The organism is Clostridium estertheticum (assembly GCF_026650985.1).
Taxonomy (GTDB): domain Bacteria; phylum Bacillota; class Clostridia; order Clostridiales; family Clostridiaceae; genus Clostridium_AD; species Clostridium_AD estertheticum_C.
Window position 1 is genome coordinate 1,626,190 of sequence record NZ_CP086239.1, and the last position, 16,991, is coordinate 1,643,180.

General features: G+C 31.6%; 13 protein-coding genes. 2 read left to right on the forward strand and 11 right to left on the reverse strand.

Annotated features, from left to right (window positions below):
* Positions 1-185 precede the first annotated feature (185 nt).
* From LL038_RS08085 to LL038_RS08125, 9 genes are all read right to left on the reverse strand, one after another.
* Positions 186-1,742: an FMN-binding protein gene (locus LL038_RS08085; protein WP_216126496.1), complete on the reverse strand. Its 1,557-nt coding sequence runs from the start codon at positions 1,740-1,742 to the stop codon at positions 186-188.
* Positions 1,743-1,755: 13 nt separating this feature from the next.
* Entirely contained in the window at positions 1,756-2,802 is a 1,047-nt protein-coding gene (locus LL038_RS08090; protein ID WP_216126494.1) for an FAD:protein FMN transferase, read from the reverse strand.
* 301 nt (positions 2,803-3,103) lie between these two features.
* Entirely contained in the window at positions 3,104-3,964 is an 861-nt protein-coding gene (locus LL038_RS08095) for a carbohydrate ABC transporter permease (protein ID WP_216126492.1), read from the reverse strand.
* An 11-nt stretch (positions 3,965-3,975) separates the two neighbouring features.
* Positions 3,976-4,875 carry a carbohydrate ABC transporter permease gene (locus tag LL038_RS08100; RefSeq protein ID WP_216126490.1) on the reverse strand — a complete coding sequence of 300 codons (900 nt, stop codon included), beginning with the start codon at positions 4,873-4,875 and terminating at the stop codon, positions 3,976-3,978.
* Between the two features lie 88 nt (positions 4,876-4,963).
* The gene (locus tag LL038_RS08105; RefSeq protein WP_216126489.1) at positions 4,964-6,322 is read right to left on the reverse strand and encodes an ABC transporter substrate-binding protein; all 1,359 of its coding nucleotides are present in this window, start codon (positions 6,320-6,322) and stop codon (positions 4,964-4,966) included.
* A 137-nt stretch (positions 6,323-6,459) separates the two neighbouring features.
* Positions 6,460-7,497, reverse strand: coding sequence for a LacI family DNA-binding transcriptional regulator (locus tag LL038_RS08110; RefSeq protein ID WP_216126487.1), 1,038 nt, complete (start codon positions 7,495-7,497; stop codon positions 6,460-6,462).
* Between the two features lie 349 nt (positions 7,498-7,846).
* Positions 7,847-10,285, reverse strand: coding sequence for a GH36-type glycosyl hydrolase domain-containing protein (locus tag LL038_RS08115; RefSeq protein ID WP_216126484.1), 2,439 nt, complete (start codon positions 10,283-10,285; stop codon positions 7,847-7,849).
* Positions 10,286-10,513: 228 nt separating this feature from the next.
* Positions 10,514-10,837, reverse strand: a complete 324-nt coding sequence (locus LL038_RS08120) for a hypothetical protein (RefSeq protein ID WP_216126481.1) — start codon at positions 10,835-10,837, stop codon at positions 10,514-10,516.
* A 3-nt stretch (positions 10,838-10,840) separates the two neighbouring features.
* Positions 10,841-11,026 (reverse strand): hypothetical protein, encoded by a 186-nt coding sequence (locus LL038_RS08125; RefSeq protein WP_216126478.1) that lies wholly within the window; start codon positions 11,024-11,026, stop codon positions 10,841-10,843.
* A gap of 172 nt (positions 11,027-11,198) precedes the next feature.
* Here LL038_RS08125 and LL038_RS08130 point away from each other — a divergent pair, with 172 nt between their 5' ends.
* Both LL038_RS08130 and LL038_RS08135 read left to right on the forward strand, forming a co-directional pair.
* On the forward strand, positions 11,199-12,380 hold the full coding sequence (locus LL038_RS08130; RefSeq protein ID WP_216126476.1) for a NupC/NupG family nucleoside CNT transporter: 1,182 nt from the start codon (positions 11,199-11,201) through the stop codon (positions 12,378-12,380).
* Between the two features lie 54 nt (positions 12,381-12,434).
* Positions 12,435-13,736: a pyrimidine-nucleoside phosphorylase gene (locus LL038_RS08135; protein WP_216126474.1), complete on the forward strand. Its 1,302-nt coding sequence runs from the start codon at positions 12,435-12,437 to the stop codon at positions 13,734-13,736.
* A gap of 56 nt (positions 13,737-13,792) precedes the next feature.
* On the opposite strand, the gene LL038_RS08140 is transcribed toward LL038_RS08135, so the two are convergent.
* Positions 13,793-14,740: a sensor histidine kinase gene (locus LL038_RS08140; RefSeq protein ID WP_216126472.1), complete on the reverse strand. Its 948-nt coding sequence runs from the start codon at positions 14,738-14,740 to the stop codon at positions 13,793-13,795.
* A 405-nt stretch (positions 14,741-15,145) separates the two neighbouring features.
* Positions 15,146-16,636, reverse strand: coding sequence for a methyltransferase (locus LL038_RS08145; RefSeq protein WP_326493442.1), 1,491 nt, complete (start codon positions 16,634-16,636; stop codon positions 15,146-15,148).
* Positions 16,637-16,991: the final 355 nt, after the last annotated feature.

A 16,991-nucleotide genomic window follows, 5' to 3' on the forward strand; every position in this document is an offset into this window, starting at 1 on the left:
TTTACATATTACATTTCTTTTGTCAAATTTTATATTGTTATTTCCCAAGTAAGTTAATAAAATGTGACCAATTCTTTTCTATATGCTAATAGTTAAAGGCTCTAGCAATTTTGCTAGAGCCTTTAACTATTCTATTTTATTTATTATTTACGATATGCTAATTTTGATTTTGCCATGTTGTTATCCTATGCTTTAGCCTTACTTAGAGCCTCCTGTGTTGCACTAATAATACCTTCACTACTATAAGTAGCACCAGAAACTGTGTCTACTGTTGTTGATTGGGTCGATACTATTTGAGAAATTATCGTGCTTTCTGCTCTTACATAAAAATCAGGAGTGTCTCCATTTGATACTGTTTCGACTTTAGTTATTTTATTGTCTTTTATTGTAACTGACATCTGCGTTGTACCACCATGAAATCCACTACCCGATCCTGTATATGTACCATCTTTATAGGTATTTGCAGTAGTCGCTGTACTATCTGTTGTTGTATTTGTATCAGCAACATCAGTACTGCTATCTGTTGTTGTACTTGTATCAGTAGTAGTTGGTGTAGTTGCAGACGAACCTACTTCCGCTTTCTTTAATGCTTCCTGCGTTGCGCTAATAATACCTTCACTACTATAAGTAGCGCCAGAAACAGTATCAACTGATGTTGATTGATTCGATATTATTTCAGAAGTTATTGTACTTTCTGCTCTTGCATAAAAATCAGGTGTATCACCATTTGATACTGTTTCAACTTTAGTTATTTTATTATCTTTTATTGTTACTGACATCTCAGTTGTAGCGCCATGGAAACCAGTACCTGTTCCTGTATATGTTCCATCTTTATATTTTTGAGAAGTACTACTTGTACTTGTACTAGTAGTACTTGCTGTAGCTAATCCACTATTTGCTAATGCTTGAGCACCTAAATTATTAACAGCATAAAGTCCTACCATAGCAGCTATGGCTACACCGCTTGCAAGTTCTGGGTTTACATTTTCGCCAAGAACATTTATCTTAGTATTACTTCTTGGACACGCTTCAATACATTTAAAACAGTTAATGCAATCTCCACCACATACACTCTGAGCTTTGTAAAGTGATAATCCCATTGAACAATTATTTGTGCACAATCTACACTTTCCACATTTATCAGTAGGCTTTTTAATTTTAAGTATTCCTATTCTTGATAATATATTAAAAACAGCTCCTAAAGGACATAAATATCTACAGAAAAATCTTTCTACAAAGAGAGCACCTAGTGTTATTAAAAGTAAAAGTGCCACTCCAATAGTGTAATCAAATAATACCTGAGGAAAATTTGTTATTTGCGCAAAAGCATCCCAAGGACTAGTTGTATCAAGAACTTTACTTCCCATGGTCCAAACAATAATTACAAGTAATAATAGAACAACATATTTCACGTATTTTAAAACTTTATCTACTTCTTCGTTTACCTTAAAATTAACCTTAAATACTTTTTTTGATAATAAATAAATGAAATCATTATAAGCTCCAAATGCACAAACCCAGCCACAAAAGAATCTGCCAAGGAAAATAGTTACAATTATAACTGTTGTGAACTCAATTAAAGTAGGAAAAGCTGTTATAAAATTGAGATTGCCTTTAATAATCATAGTATAAATACTTTTTAGTTCTGAAAAAGCTAATATAAATAAACCAGGTGACAAAACAAACATAATCAGTTGTATTATATGTCTAAATATTTGTGTTTTCTTTATCTTTTTTACCATTTTATATCCCCTTTTAAATCCTATTTTTATATACAAACTCATGACTCGTTATTGTAAATTTCCCTTTCATGCCTGATGTAACATAGATCTCTTTACTTTTAGTTATTAATATGGCATCTACGCCCTCTATCTCTTCTATTAACTTGATAGCCTTTTGCACACCCATAATATACACACCTGTAGATAGCCCATCACCATCAATAGAGTTATCAGAGATTATCGTAGCACCTACAATATCACTTTCTGATGGATACCCCGTACTTGGATTTATTATATGGTGAAATCTTTTACCTTCTACTTCGAAATATCTTTCATAATTTCCTGAAGTAACTACTGATTTATTAATAACACTAATTGCTAAAGCGAATTCGCCACGAGTTTTAAATGGATCTTGAATACCAACACTCCATGGGGTTCCATCGATTTTTGTACCAAGAGTTAATATGTTTCCTCCAAGATTTATAAGTGCACTCTTAATGCCATTTTTAATCATTACATTTTTGACTTCATCTGCAGCATATCCTTTCGCAATACCTCCAACATCAATTTCTTGTTTCTTATTTTTTAGAAAAATAGATCTATCGTTTTTATCTATTACTATGTCCTTGTAGTTTACAATTTTAAGCTTCTCCTTAACTTCATTACTACTCGGGATCTGTTGCCCTTCTTTTCCAATTCCCCATAATGCAACTATAGGTTTTATTGTTATATCAAAAGCTCCTTCCGATAACGTACAATACTTTATCGCCTTTTGAATAACATAATAAGTATCATTACTAACTATTTGTGGCTTATTTCCAGCATTTATACTTATTTTTGAAATTTCACTTTCTTCTTTAAATACCGACATCTTGTTATCTATCTCACAAACCTTTATAATAGATTCTTCAATAGCTTTTGTTGCTTTCTTTCCATATACTTTTAACTGGTTAGAAGTGCCAAGCGAATAAAATTTTCTAACAATATAAGATTTTTTATTATTCCCAGTTATAAATATTAGGATTAAAATAATAAATATTAACGCTATTATTATAATTAAGACATTGTCAATAATAAGCATTCTATTAGCCTCCTTATAATATCTTAATTTCAAACTTAATTAGCCTTGCAATATCCATAATATATCATGAATGTTAAATTAAGATTAAAATTCGGTTAAAGTTCACTTCTAATTAATAGATAAACTTAATTAATTACTATGCATTTATAATAACAAATAATTATGTATCAACTATCAAATGATTATGTTATTTTTGTGTTATTTTTGATTTTTCTAAAACCTTTACGCAAAAAAAACTACTGAAATATATATAAATATATTTCAGTAGTTCACTTTTTAGTTTCCATTTTCAATAAAATCATTATCCTTTTACTCCACCTACCGTTAGTCCTCTTACTATCTTCTTTGATAAAAAAATAAATGCTATCATTATAGGTACAATAGAAATCGCAACCCCTGTGAAAACTGCACCATATTCTGTCTTATATGTTCCTCTAGCGAGCATTACCATTATTGGAAGTGTAAATTTATTAGGATCAAATAACAATATAAGAGGTATTAAGAAATTATTCCAAGTTTGAATAAATGTGAATATAGACATTGTAGCAACACTTGGGAATATTAAAGGTAATACTATCCTATTAAATATTTTAAGCTCCGTGCACCCATCTATTCTAGCAGCTTCTATAAGTGACCTGCTTATTGCACCATCTGTATATCCTTTAATAAAGAATACCGATGCTGGAGTTGCTATAGCTGGTATTATTAAAGGCCAATATGAATCGAGTAAGCCAAGTTTTTTTACTAATTGAAATAATCCTATCATACCTAATTGTGTAGGTATCATCATTGTACCCAGTAGTACCCAAAATAAAATTTTATTTCCTTTAAATCTAAATTTCGAGAAACCATATGCAGTTAATGCACTAAAATAACCACTTACTGCTGTAACTGCAATTGCTATAACTATACTATTTAGTAGACCATTCCATATAGGTTGACTTTCTAGTAATCTATGATAATTTGCAATTAATGCAGTGCCTGGTCTTAAAGACAAGGTTGTAGCGATTTCACCATTAGTATGAGTAGCATTAATTATCATTATAAAAAATGGTAAAAAACATAATATGGCAAGCGCTATAAGCGCTATATACAAAACCGTTTTACTAATGATTTCGCCTATTTCTTTACTATCATTTTTTAACACATTATTATGTTCCATCTCTACCCCCTTTATTCGTAATCATCAGCATTTCTATTTATAAATTTGAATGATAATATTGCAAATACAAGTATTATTACAAATAATGCATACCCTACAGCAGCACCATATCCATAGTTATTATTTACAAATGCAGTTCTATAAAGATACATTACCATTGTCGTAGTTGCATTATTAGGATCTCCAGCCCCTTGTGATAACGCATATGGTATATCAAAAGATTGCATTCCTCCAATTAATGATGTTATAACAGAAAATAATATCGTTGGCCTTAATAAAGGAATTGTTATTGACCAAAACCTTTGTGTTTTAGATGCACCATCAACAGTTGCAGCTTCATAAAGTTCTTCAGGAATATTCTTGATTCCAGCCATAAATATTATCATGCTATATCCAAACCACATCCAAAATGAAGTAAGTGACACTATGCCTCTAGAGTAATTTTCGCTCATAAGAAAGTTTATTGGTTCTTTTATTAGATGAATATTCATCAATATTTTATTTACTGATCCTGCTTGCCAATCAAATAAAAACGCAAATAATATACCAATTGATGTTGCAGTAACTAGATTGGGAAAGAAATATACTGCTCTAAAAATATCTTTACCTTTTAATCTTGCTTCATTAAATACTACGGCTAATATTAACGCTAAAACCAATTGAGGAATACCCCCACATAACCACATAATCCAGGTATTAGCTATGGACTTTAAAAAAACAGGATCTGCAAATAATCTTGAGTAATTTGCAAGACCTACAAATTTAATGTTTTTTGACATGCCGTCCCATTTAATAAAACTAACATATAATGAATAAATCATAGGATACAATTGAAAAATAAGAAATGTTATAAAAAATGGAGCGATAAATAACAATCCATACTTCTCTCTATTTATTTTACCTTTAACCAAAGTGACACCCCCCTATTTTTAAATTAGCCTTATTTACTAAAAAACAGTTAATAAGGCTAATTACTATTTACTTTTACATGTCATCTAACTAATCTACTTTAATATCCGGATATGCATTTACTACATCAGCTTTAAATTTTTTAAGAAAATCCTCTTTTGAAGCTGTTTTACCTATTATTAATAAATCTATTTGTTTATTCCAAGCATTGTTAATTGTATCGTCATATTGTGTAAACAATTTACCATCAATGCCTTTAACAAGTTCCGTGTATACTTTATATACATTTTCACCTTTCAAGTATGCATTATTTCCTGCATCTGTACTTGATAATTTAGCTTGAACATCTACGTTATTCATGAAGTCACCTTTATCTTTTGCCTGTGCTTCCATAAAATCTGTATTTGTAGTTATATACTTAACAAACTGCCAAGCATTATCTTTTTGTGTACTCTTGCTAGATACTCCAAGCCAAGTTCCACCCCAATAGTATGGTGTTGGAGCTTTTACGAATGCATAATTGCCTGTTTCTTTTGGAGCATTTATTCCTAAAGTAAAAGGAAGTCCCCAAGTTGGAAGCATATATCCAAATGTTGTTTTATCTGACATAGATCCAGTCCATGCTGGTGTCCATTGAGTAAACTTAGCATCTAAACCTTCTTTTCTAATTTTAGTTGCTTGATCGATATAATCCATCATTTTAGCATCGATAGTTAACTTACTATCTTTTACCCACCCTTGCGTACGGCTACCAATAGCTACATTAACTAATTCATTATATCCAGCTAATAACTTAACTGATCCATTACTCTTCGTTTTAAGAGTCTCTCCTAATTTGATAAAGTCCTCTGTTGTTGTCATCATTTTTTGAATAGCAGCAGGGTCATCTGTTCCAAGATACTGTTTAGCTATACTTCTCTTATAGAAGAATCCACCTGGTGTTGCCTGCCAAGTTAAAGCTCTAATTGATTTATCTCCTTCATTACGTCCTAGTTCTACAGTATACGGTACCATTTTACTTGTAAGTGTCTCTGCATTATAAGGCGCCTTTGTCAAATCCTCATAAAAGTCTAAATTTGTAAATTTTTTCACATAAGCAGATTCTGCTAAAAAAACATCCGGTCCGCCAACGCCAGCACTCATTGTAGAAGATATCTTAGTTACATATGCACTATTATCATTTGGTATTGAAACAAGTTGAACTTTAAGATTTGGATAAACTTTGTTAAACTTAGCTATAATACCTAAATCCTTAAGTTCAGTATTCCATGACCATATCTTTATAGTTCCCGTATAGTCCGCTGGTGCTTTAGCCGCCCCTGTAGTTGCTGCTTTTGAGCCTGAATCTGTTTTTGTAGCCGTACTTGATCCACAACCAGCTAACATTGAAGTAGCCATTATTGTTGATAAAGTTAACAATGCAAATTTCTTCAAATAATTTTTTTTCATTATTGTCCCCCCCCTTAAATCTTTTATCTATTAATAAATAACATTCATAAAAAGAATATTATAATATCAACCAAACTCTAATAAACTCGTGTTTAATATGGATTAATCATCTCCTGGGTCGCTGCATATAAACTAATTTATTTTAGAGCCTTACATGAATTTCTTTCAATCAAGTCAATAGGTAACGTATAATTTGCTGAAAAATTTGAATTACTCTCGATTGATGTTATTAGAGTATTTGTTGCAATTGATGCCATTTCAAGAAGTTTCATCCTTACAGTTGTAAGCGCTGGATTTATATATCTTGCAACCTCTATGTCGTCAAATCCAACTATAGATATATCTTCTGGAACATTTAGATTCGCTTCTTCAATAGCTTGTATAGCTCCTATTGCCATCATATCATTTCCACAAAATATTGCAGTAGGTATTTCCTTTTGGAGAAGTTTTTTTGTAGCATTATATCCTCCATTGATTGTAAAATCGCCTTTAACAATTAAATTACTTTTTACAGCAATCCCGGCATCTGTTAATGCGTTTTTATAAGCATTAAATCTTTCTATACCTGATAAGTTTTCAGATATTCCTACTATATGTGCAATATTCGAATGCCCAAGTCCAATTAAATAATTAGTAGCTTTGTATGCACCGTAGTAGTTATCAGCATTTACAATTATACATTTATTATAAACTTCTTCATCTGATTTCACTGCTTGATCTAATAATGCAACCCTACAACCAGAATTTATAATTTCTTTTATTTCTGGCTCTCCATTTTTTTCTCCTATAAATATTCCACCAGACACCGTCTTATTATAGAAAATTTCTTTAACTTTTTTATAATCCTTTTGTTTACTTACTATAGAAACAAGTACGTTATAACCCATTTTGCTTGCATTTTCGATGACCGATCCAGTAAATGGTGTAAAGTAAGAACTACTAGTAACTTGCTTGCCATTAGTATCCGTTTTCATATCAATTATAAAAAGACCAATTATTCTGTTTTTAACCCCAGCAAGCATTCTAGCAGATGCATGTGGTACATAATTATTTTCTTTTATTATCTGCTGAATCTTTTTTCTAGTTTCGTCTGGAACATTATCATAATTGTTAATTACCCTTGAAACGGTGCTTCTTGAAACTCCTGCTATTTTTGCAATATCTATACTATTCATTCCACACCTCTTTTTAGAATTTAAACGCGTGTTTATAATGTAATAGTACTATAATTTCTCATGCTTTTCAAATTATAATATGTCTAGATTTCCTCAGATAACCATGTTTTAACATAATTTACTCTATTTACATCCGAATTGCTCATTTTCTTGCAGAATCGTTTACATTTTTTAGAATTTAAAACTATCTAATATTTACATTACGCTATTAATTGGTCCCTCTATAATATATAACCATTTTTACTGTTTTAGAATCAGTTAACGCACTATTTAATACATATACACTTATATAACTAGCTCTTAGGTCTTCTATTTCAAAAGAATGAGGAGGGAAACCCTCCTTAAATGGTTAATTTCCCATTTCTATTTCTATTTTATGTGCGCATCCATCACCAAATACAGGTAGTATATCTCCTTGTATAGCTTTTCCATCCACTGTAACTAATTTAACACCTTTACAAATATGATGCGAATTATTAATTTTAATATTATATATATCGCCTCTATATGTTCTCTCAATCTCAAAACCATTCCACTCTTTTGGAATGCAAGGATTTACACGAAGCCCATCATACTCTGGCTTCACCCCTAGAATAAATTGAGTAATTGCAAAATAGTTCCATGCAGCAGTTCCTGTAAGCCAAGAATTCTTAGCTTCACCTTGCCTTGCTGCATCCTTCCCTGCTATCATTTGTGAATAAACATATGGCTCAGTTCTATGAATCTCACTTATGTCTTCAATAAAAGCTGGAGCTATTTTCTTATATACATCATATGCCCTATCCCCTCTACCTAAAACTGTTTCAGCAATCATTATCCATGGATTGTTGTGACAGAATATCCCAGCATTTTCTTTGTAACCTGGTGGATAAGATGTAATTTCGCCAATGTTTAAATCGTACTTTGTATAAGCTGGTGTCAAAAGCATTGTTCCATATTTAGTATCTAATTTTTCCTTAACAGAATCTAATGCTTTTAAAGCTAAACCTTCTTCTACCCCAATGCCTGCCATTACGCAGAACCCTTGTGATTCAATATATATTTGACCCTCATCGTTATCCTTGCTACCCACCTTATTTCCAAACGCATCATATGCCCTTAAAAACCATTCTCCATCAAAGCCTTTTTCCATAACAGTTTCCCTCATTTTATCAATGTGATTCTGCGCTATTGTAGCCTCAGAAATCAGGTCAAATCTTTTGCATAATTCTACATATTCCGGTCCTATAAATACAAACATTCCAGCTATTAGAACAGATTCAGCAATCCTTCCATCTGGGTCTCCAAATGTTTGAAACGATTCATCTGGTTCTGTGGAAAAACAATTTAAATTCAAGCAATCATTCCAATCAGCTCTTCCAATTAGAGGAAGTCCGTTAGGTCCAAGATTATTTACAACATGATAGAAAGAACGTTTTAAATGTTCCATGAGTGTATCTTTTATGTTATCATCACAATTGAAAGCCACGAGTTCATTTAGTATGCTAAAATCTCCTGTTTCCTTTATATAGGCTGCAGTGCCTAATATTAACCATAACGGATCATCATTAAATCCTCCACCAACTTCAAAGTTACCCTTTTTAGTTAATGGTTGATATTGGTGATAAGCTCCACCATCCTCAAATTGCGTTGCTGCTATATCCAGTATTCTTTCTCTCGCTCTACCTGGAATCTGATGCACAAATCCAAGTAAATCCTGATTAGAATCTCTAAATCCCATTCCTCTTCCAATTCCAGATTCAAAATATGACGCACTTCTAGACATATTAAACGTTACCATGCATTGATAGGGATTCCATATATTAACCATACGGTCTAGCTTATCATCATCCGTTTTTATAATATATTTTGATAATAAATTAAGCCAATATTTATTTAAAGCTTCTAACCCCTCTTCTACTTGAATATCCGTACTAAACCTTGCTATCATCTCTTTAGCAATAGTCTTATTAATAACTCCAGGGCTTTCCCACTTGTCTTCTTCCTCATTTTCTACATATCCAATTATGAAGATCAAACTTGTTTCTTCTCCAGGTTTAAGTCTTAATGTTTTACTATGTGATGCTACAGGTGACCATCCACTCGCTACAGAATTATTAGATTTACCTTTCATAACTGTTTGTGGTGAATCAAATCCATTATATAATCCGAGGAATGACTCTCTGTCACTATCAAACCCATCTATATCTGTATTAACGCCGTAAAATGAATAATGATTACGTCTTTCTCTATATTCTGTTTTATGATAAATTACAGAATTATCTATCTCAACTTCACCAGTACTAAAATTCCTTTGGAAGTTAGTCATATCATCATAAGCATTCCATAAGCAGAACTCAATAAATGAAAAAATCTTAATTTCCTTAATATCATTTGATGTATTTTTTATTTTAAGTTGGTTAACTTCGCCATGATACTTTAAAGGGACAAACATTAATTGCTCTACTTCAATACCATTTCTTGCACTTTTTATTTTAGTATAACCAAGTCCGTGTCTACATTCATAGGAATCTAATTCAGTTTTCACTGGCATATATCCTGGTGTCCACACGTCGCCACCATCATTTATATAATAATATCTTCCCCCACTATCAACTGGTGCACTATTATACCTATATCTAGTTAACCTTCGAAGCCTCGCATCCTTATAAAAGCAGTAGCCACCACTAGTATTTGAAATTAGCGAGAAAAAATCATCTGTTCCAAGATAATTAATCCATGGATACGGAGTCTTAGGTGTAGTAATAACATACTCTTTTTTTTCATCATCAAAATAACCAAATTTCATTGTTCATCCCCCCTATGTTTGTACAATTCTATTTTATATAAAATATTTAAATATATCAATAATCATATAAGCGTCAATTACCTCTAATTCTTACATTATATTCTATTAACACGTGTTTATGAGTTTTTTTACAACTTCTTAAATTAATAAAAAATACAGAATATATTATATATATATTCCGCTTAATTTATCTTACTATTTAATTATATTCTCTATATACAATAAATGTTACTTTAATTTAGTATTATATCGAATATCATTTAATAAAATTATTATTTCACCAAAACCGATAAATAAAAATCCACTTATAAAAGAAGAAACCATAATTGCAATTGCGTATACCCATTTTAAAGGATTGGGATTTGATATTACACCACTCGCTGGAGTAGTTAATAAAAGTCCAAGAATTAGACCAGCAAATATTCCCACTCCAGCTACAATCCAACCTATTAATTTTATTGTAAATCCAATTGTACTTCTTTTATTAATTACTCTAATATTACCATCTGATGCTTTTTTTCGAATTTCTAAAATTTCATTAAGATTACCCATATATTATTTCTCCTTTTGTTTTGAATATAAGGTTATAAAAAATATAAATAAAGATATCATCCCAAATAAATAAAAAAGCCCGAACACTTTACCTGTTCCATCTGCATTTATAAAAGTATAATAAATTTCAGATAATACCATGAAAAATGTTCCAATTGAAGCAATTAGTGTTGCTGTTTTTAATTTCAAACTTAATCATCTCCCATAATTTGTATGTTATTTATAAAGAATTCTATAAATGTTTTTATAATCCTTTAACTATATATATTTAAATATCTATATATCATGCGTAATTTCACCCACAACTTTACAAATGTGCAAATAAGCTTTATTATTGATAAGGCATAAGAGGAGGTTTAAAATGAAATATATTATTGGAATTCTCGGATTAATTGTTGTCTTAGGACTTGCATGGTTTACTAGTACTGATAAAAAAAAGGTAAAATACCGACCTATCATTATAATGGTTATTTTACAATTCATACTTGGATTTATATTACTAAATACTGGTGTTGGTAATTTTCTAGTGGGTGGAATAGCAAATGGTTTTCAATTATTACTTAAGTGTGCTGGCGAGGGCGTAAATTTTGTATTTGGTGGATTAGTTAACGCAAACCAATTTACATTTTTTATAGGTGTGCTTTTACCAATAGTATTTATTTCTGCTTTAATCGGAATTCTACAACACTTTAAAATACTTCCTTTTATAATTAAATATATAGGCCTCGGCTTAAGTAAAATTAACGGTATGGGTAAACTAGAATCTTATAACGGAGTAGCCGCTGCTATTCTTGGTCAATCAGAGGTATTTATTTCTGTAAAAAAAGAACTTGGTCTATTACCAGAGCATAGACTTTATACACTTTGTGCATCAGCAATGTCTACGGTATCTATGTCGATAGTTGGCTCTTATATGGTTCTTATTAAACCTAGATATGTTGTAACTGCACTTGTTTTAAACTTATTTGGTGGATTTATTATATCTTCAATTATAAATCCATATACAGTAACACCAGAGGAAGATATATTAATAGTTCAAGAAGAAAAAAAACAATCATTCTTTGAAATGCTTGGTGAATACATTATGGATGGTTTCAAGGTAGCTATCATAGTTGGAGCAATGCTTATTGGATTTGTAGCCATAATTGCTATGATTAATATGGCCTTTAAAGGTATCTTTGGTATTTCTTTTCAAAATTTACTTGGATATGTATTCTCACCCTTTGCTATTTTAATGGGTGTACCTTTTAAGGAAGCAGTACCCGCTGCAAGTATAATGGCAACAAAATTAGTATCAAATGAATTTGTTGCAATGACTAGTTTGGCAACTAGTACTATACATTTAACAACGCGGACAACCGCAATTGTTTCTGTATTTTTAGTTTCTTTCGCTAACTTTTCATCAATTGGAATTATTTCTGGAGCAGTAAAAGGGCTCAATGAAAAACAAGGGAATGTAGTTGCTAGATTTGGTCTAAAACTCCTATTTGGTGCAACCTTAGTTAGTATATTAACAGCAACTGTTGTTGGTTTAATTGTATAATATAGCCATATAATATTAATGTTATAAAATCAAAATAAAAAGGATGGTAATAAAATGAGAATGGTAGATATAATTTCGAAAAAGCGTGATGGTAAAGAATTAACAACAAAAGAAATTAATTTTTTTATAGAAGGTTATACTAAAGGAATTATTCCAGATTACCAAGCAAGTTCTCTCGCAATGGCTATTTATTTTCAAGATATGAATGATCGTGAAAGGGCTGATTTAACTATGGCAATGGTTAATTCTGGAGAGACTATTGATTTATCAGGAATTGAAGGTATAAAAGTTGATAAACACTCAACTGGTGGTGTAGGAGATACAACAACACTAGTCCTCGCTCCCCTTGTTGCTGCTTTAGATATACCTGTTGCTAAAATGTCTGGACGAGGTCTTGGGCATACTGGTGGAACAATTGATAAATTAGAATCTATTAGTGGTTTCCATGTAGAGATAACAATAGAACAATTTATTGATTTAGTTAATAGGGATAAAGTTGCAGTTGTTGGCCAAAGTGGGAACTTAACCCCTGCCGACAAAAAATTATATGCTCTTCGTGATGTGACTGGAACTGTAAATTCAATCCCACTAATTGCTAGTTCTATTATGAGTAAAAAGATTGCAGCCGGAGCTAATGCAATAGTACTTGATGTTAAAACAGGTGCAGGAGCTTTCATGAAAACAGATAAAGATGCAGAAAATTTAGCACATGCTATGGTTCAAATCGGCAATAATGTAGGTAGAAAAACAATGGCAATAATCTCTGACATGTCACAACCTTTAGGATTTGCAATTGGCAATGCACTTGAGGTAAAAGAGGCCATTGATACATTAAAAGGAGAGGGTCCTGAAGATCTTACAGAACTTGTCCTAACACTTGGAAGTCAAATGGTAGTGCTTGCTAAAAAAGCAAAAACATTAGAGGAAGCGAGAAAAATGCTTCTTGAAGTAATAAAAAATGGTAAAGCAATAGACAAATTTAAAGTATTCATTAAAAATCAAGGTGGAGATGAAACAATTGTGGATAACCCAGAAAATTTACCACAAGCTAAATATAAAATTGATGTTCCTGCTCTCGCTAGTGGTTTTGTATCTAATATGGTAGCTGATGAGATTGGTGTTGCAGCAATGTTACTTGGCGCAGGAAGGGCAACAAAAGAAGATAAAATTGATTTAGCAGTAGGCCTTATGCTACGCAGAAAAGTTGGCGACAAGGTAAAAAAGGGTGAATCTCTTGTAACTATATATTCAAATCGTGAAAATGTAGAAGATGTAAAAGCAAAAATATATGAAAATATCTCTATTAGTGACCATGCAACTAAGCCAATATTAATTCATGAAGTTATTACAAAGTAGCTCCATACCAGGCAGTTAAGAATTATATCTTAACTGCCTTTAATCAATAATATGATTTACGAATAAATGTCTGAAAACTCCACTCGTATAATTTCATTTCCATTTTTCGCGACATTACTATATATTATATTTTCATCAAGTACCTTGCCTGCCGGGAGTCTTATTGTAAATGTGCTACCTTCCCCAAATTTACTCTGCGCATATATATTACCACCATGCAATTCTACAATCGATTTTACTAAACTCAAACCAACACCTGTGCCTTCTGCATTTCTAGATAAAGATTTATCTACCTGTTTAAATCTATCAAATATCACATCTAAATATTTCTCTTCAATGCCAATACCATTGTCTTTAATTGATATTTCAACAAATTCATTTTTATCAATAACGTTTACAAATATTTCATCACCACTTTCTGTAAATTTTATAGAATTTGATATTAGATTTAATACTATTCGTTTTATTCTCTCTGCATCACAAGCAATATTTTTTTCTTCTATATCCGTATCAAAAGTAATATTTAAACCTTTACCTTCAATCAAAGTAGTTGCAGCCATCACTGTTTCTTCTACCACTGTTACTATATTATGATTTGATAGATTTAATTTAAAGAATCCTGCTTCAATTTTTGATAAATCAACTATATTATTAATAATTTTAGCTAATCTATATGAATTTTGCTTAATTGATTCTATATATTCTACAATTGAATTTTTATTATCGTCGAGTGATCCATCTTTACAATATACATCAAATAATTGAGCTATTGAAAAAATAACATTTAAAGGTGTTTTAAGTTCATGAGATATGTTAACAAGAAATTCACCCTGTGCCTTACTGGCAATATTTAACTCTGCCGACAGTTTACTTTTCTCTTCGTTTTGAATTACAAGTTCTTTATTAGCCCTTATTAACTTAGCTGCCAATTCTGCTTTTTCTTCACTTTCTTTAATCCTCATTTTCAACAGTTCTTTTATCTGTTCATCAAAATTATCATCCATATGGCATCACCCTTCAGTTTAATTGAAATTATATATTGCAACAAATATATAATAATAAAGTATCTTATACTTAAAAGACTTTTTTTATATATTATTTCAATATTTTGTAATCCCTTTAATATACTACCATATTGTTTTATGTTTTGATATATTTTTATTCCGCTATAATTTGACATAATAATAATTGATGATGACACTCTGTTTATTAAGAAATCGGTTTCATTAATACTATCAAACTTTACAATATATCATAACTTACATTTATCATCCCTAACTCATATATTTGTATATTTTCTTTAATAAAATGTTTATTAAAAACAAAAACACCTAGATTAACAGGTGTTTTTTGCTATATTTCAATATACAAAAACTAAAAATATTTTTTATTAATAAGTTGTTTTCAACCTAAGTCATTATAATGAACCCATTTCTTATGAGCGATCTAATTGCTAAGATTACATCTTCCTCCTGAAAGTTAAGTTCTTGGGTAATCACAATTAGTTCAGAAAGTGTCAGTGGTTTCTCCATAAGAACTAAGATTTCCCCTTCAACATGATTAAGCCATCTAAAGATTGGTAACTCACTTCCTAATAAATTAGCCTGAGAATTCGTTCGTAATTCACTTCCAAGTAATCGAGCCTCAGTTAGCCCTATTGGACCTGCGCGACGCATCTTACTTTGCTTAAGTATCTCATATAAATTTAGTTTTCGCGATAGCCCTTCCTGAATAAATAATGCCTCTACCTCTTTGCCAGCATTATTATGTGGTGGTTGCAATTCCTCAACGCGGGTCCATGGTGCACCTAGTGTAGTATCACTCCACTTAAATGTAATAAGAACCGAAACTACTTGAACATAGCCCTGTTTTCTTAAATTGCTGGACCAATCCTGCACCGAATTTAGAAAAGTATTGTAGTCCTCATCACCATTAGCATGTCCTATTGAATAGCTTGCAGCGGAATGAACACTAAGACGAAGAATTAGAATGTCCATCTTTGCACCATTTAGCCATACACGTAATCTACTGGACAGCGGTTCATCCATACGTTCGCCGAGTTCTGTAATGATTTGTGCACTCCCACCAGGAGCTAGATGATTCGGTAATCCAACTATAATTCGTCGTAAAATATCTTCACCTGAGTTTCCACCATCGCGATACCCGAGCGTGTCTACTGGGGATGGAACAAATGGTGGATTAGCTGTAATAAGATCAAATTTTTCATCATAAACAGGCTCGAAGAGATCCCCCACCGCAACTTCAATATTAGTTAAACCTAATGCTTTTGCGTTAAAATAAGTACATCGAGCGGCACGAGGATTAATATCCACAGCAACCACTCTCTTGGAGTGCGAACTTGCTAAAAGAGCATGAACACCAGATCCAGTACAAAGATCGAGAGTCGAACTCACGGGGTTACGCACAGTAGTTCGCGCTAACCAGCGGCTGTCGATGCCAACGTACATTACTTGATCATATGGTACATTTAGGACTCCTGGATGTGGTAATTGTGGCCAAGCATGATCCGAAAAAACTAAATAATCCCCAACAGGATATAGTGAAGCACGTGCATAACATTTTTTATTATGGACTAAAATGATTCCTACCTTAATGAGGACATCTCTTTCATTATTATCAAGCACTTGGTTAAGTTCATCTATCGAAATTATGCCCTGCAAGAAAAAAAAATCTATAGCTGAATTTAGTGCATCACGCGTAACCAGTTGTTCTTCACGATAAATTGGCAGAGCACGCCACATAACTTCAGTTAAATCTGAGAGGCCTAGACGCTCACAAATTTTCCTTTCGCAGTATCCAATGCTAGCAAGGTGTAAAATGACATTGTGAAGTGCTGGCACATCGTGATCATCAACAAGAAAAGTAGCAGGTTCAATCATATGGTTCCTCCTAATTGTTTTTTTATAGCATTATACTGTCATATGTCAATATTTTTAACATAATTTTAAAATTAAATCAATTATTTGTATTATACTACTCATTACTTTATTTTTCTACAAATTCCTTTATTAACCTCGGTATCAATTGTTACTGCATATTATAAGTAAAAGGATTATACTGTATAACATAGTAATTAAATTAAAAAATATTAAGGAGTGATATATCATAGACTCTAATATACTTTTAGATAAACAAGGAAAAAATGAAATAAAAAATATGTTCAAATGGATGAAAAAATCAAAAAAAGCTTCAGACTTACCTAATCAAATTAAGAATGGGCACTGTAATAATTTT

What these genes read in the sequence shown, in the direction of transcription:
- LL038_RS08130 (WP_216126476.1), top strand. Translation starts at nt 11,199, where the DNA reads ATGAAATATATTATTGGAATTCTCGGATTAATTGTTGTCTTAGGACTT.
- LL038_RS08105 (WP_216126489.1), bottom strand. Translation starts at nt 6,322, where the DNA reads ATGAAAAAAAATTATTTGAAGAAATTTGCATTGTTAACTTTATCAACA.
- LL038_RS08095 (WP_216126492.1), bottom strand. Translation starts at nt 3,964, where the DNA reads ATGGAACATAATAATGTGTTAAAAAATGATAGTAAAGAAATAGGCGAA.
- LL038_RS08120 (WP_216126481.1), bottom strand. Translation starts at nt 10,837, where the DNA reads ATGGGTAATCTTAATGAAATTTTAGAAATTCGAAAAAAAGCATCAGAT.
- LL038_RS08110 (WP_216126487.1), bottom strand. Translation starts at nt 7,497, where the DNA reads ATGAATAGTATAGATATTGCAAAAATAGCAGGAGTTTCAAGAAGCACC.
- LL038_RS08090 (WP_216126494.1), bottom strand. Translation starts at nt 2,802, where the DNA reads ATGCTTATTATTGACAATGTCTTAATTATAATAATAGCGTTAATATTT.
- LL038_RS08145 (WP_326493442.1), bottom strand. Translation starts at nt 16,636, where the DNA reads ATGATTGAACCTGCTACTTTTCTTGTTGATGATCACGATGTGCCAGCA.
- LL038_RS08140 (WP_216126472.1), bottom strand. Translation starts at nt 14,740, where the DNA reads ATGGATGATAATTTTGATGAACAGATAAAAGAACTGTTGAAAATGAGG.
- LL038_RS08135 (WP_216126474.1), top strand. Translation starts at nt 12,435, where the DNA reads ATGAGAATGGTAGATATAATTTCGAAAAAGCGTGATGGTAAAGAATTA.
- LL038_RS08115 (WP_216126484.1), bottom strand. Translation starts at nt 10,285, where the DNA reads ATGAAATTTGGTTATTTTGATGATGAAAAAAAAGAGTATGTTATTACT.
- LL038_RS08085 (WP_216126496.1), bottom strand. Translation starts at nt 1,742, where the DNA reads ATGGTAAAAAAGATAAAGAAAACACAAATATTTAGACATATAATACAA.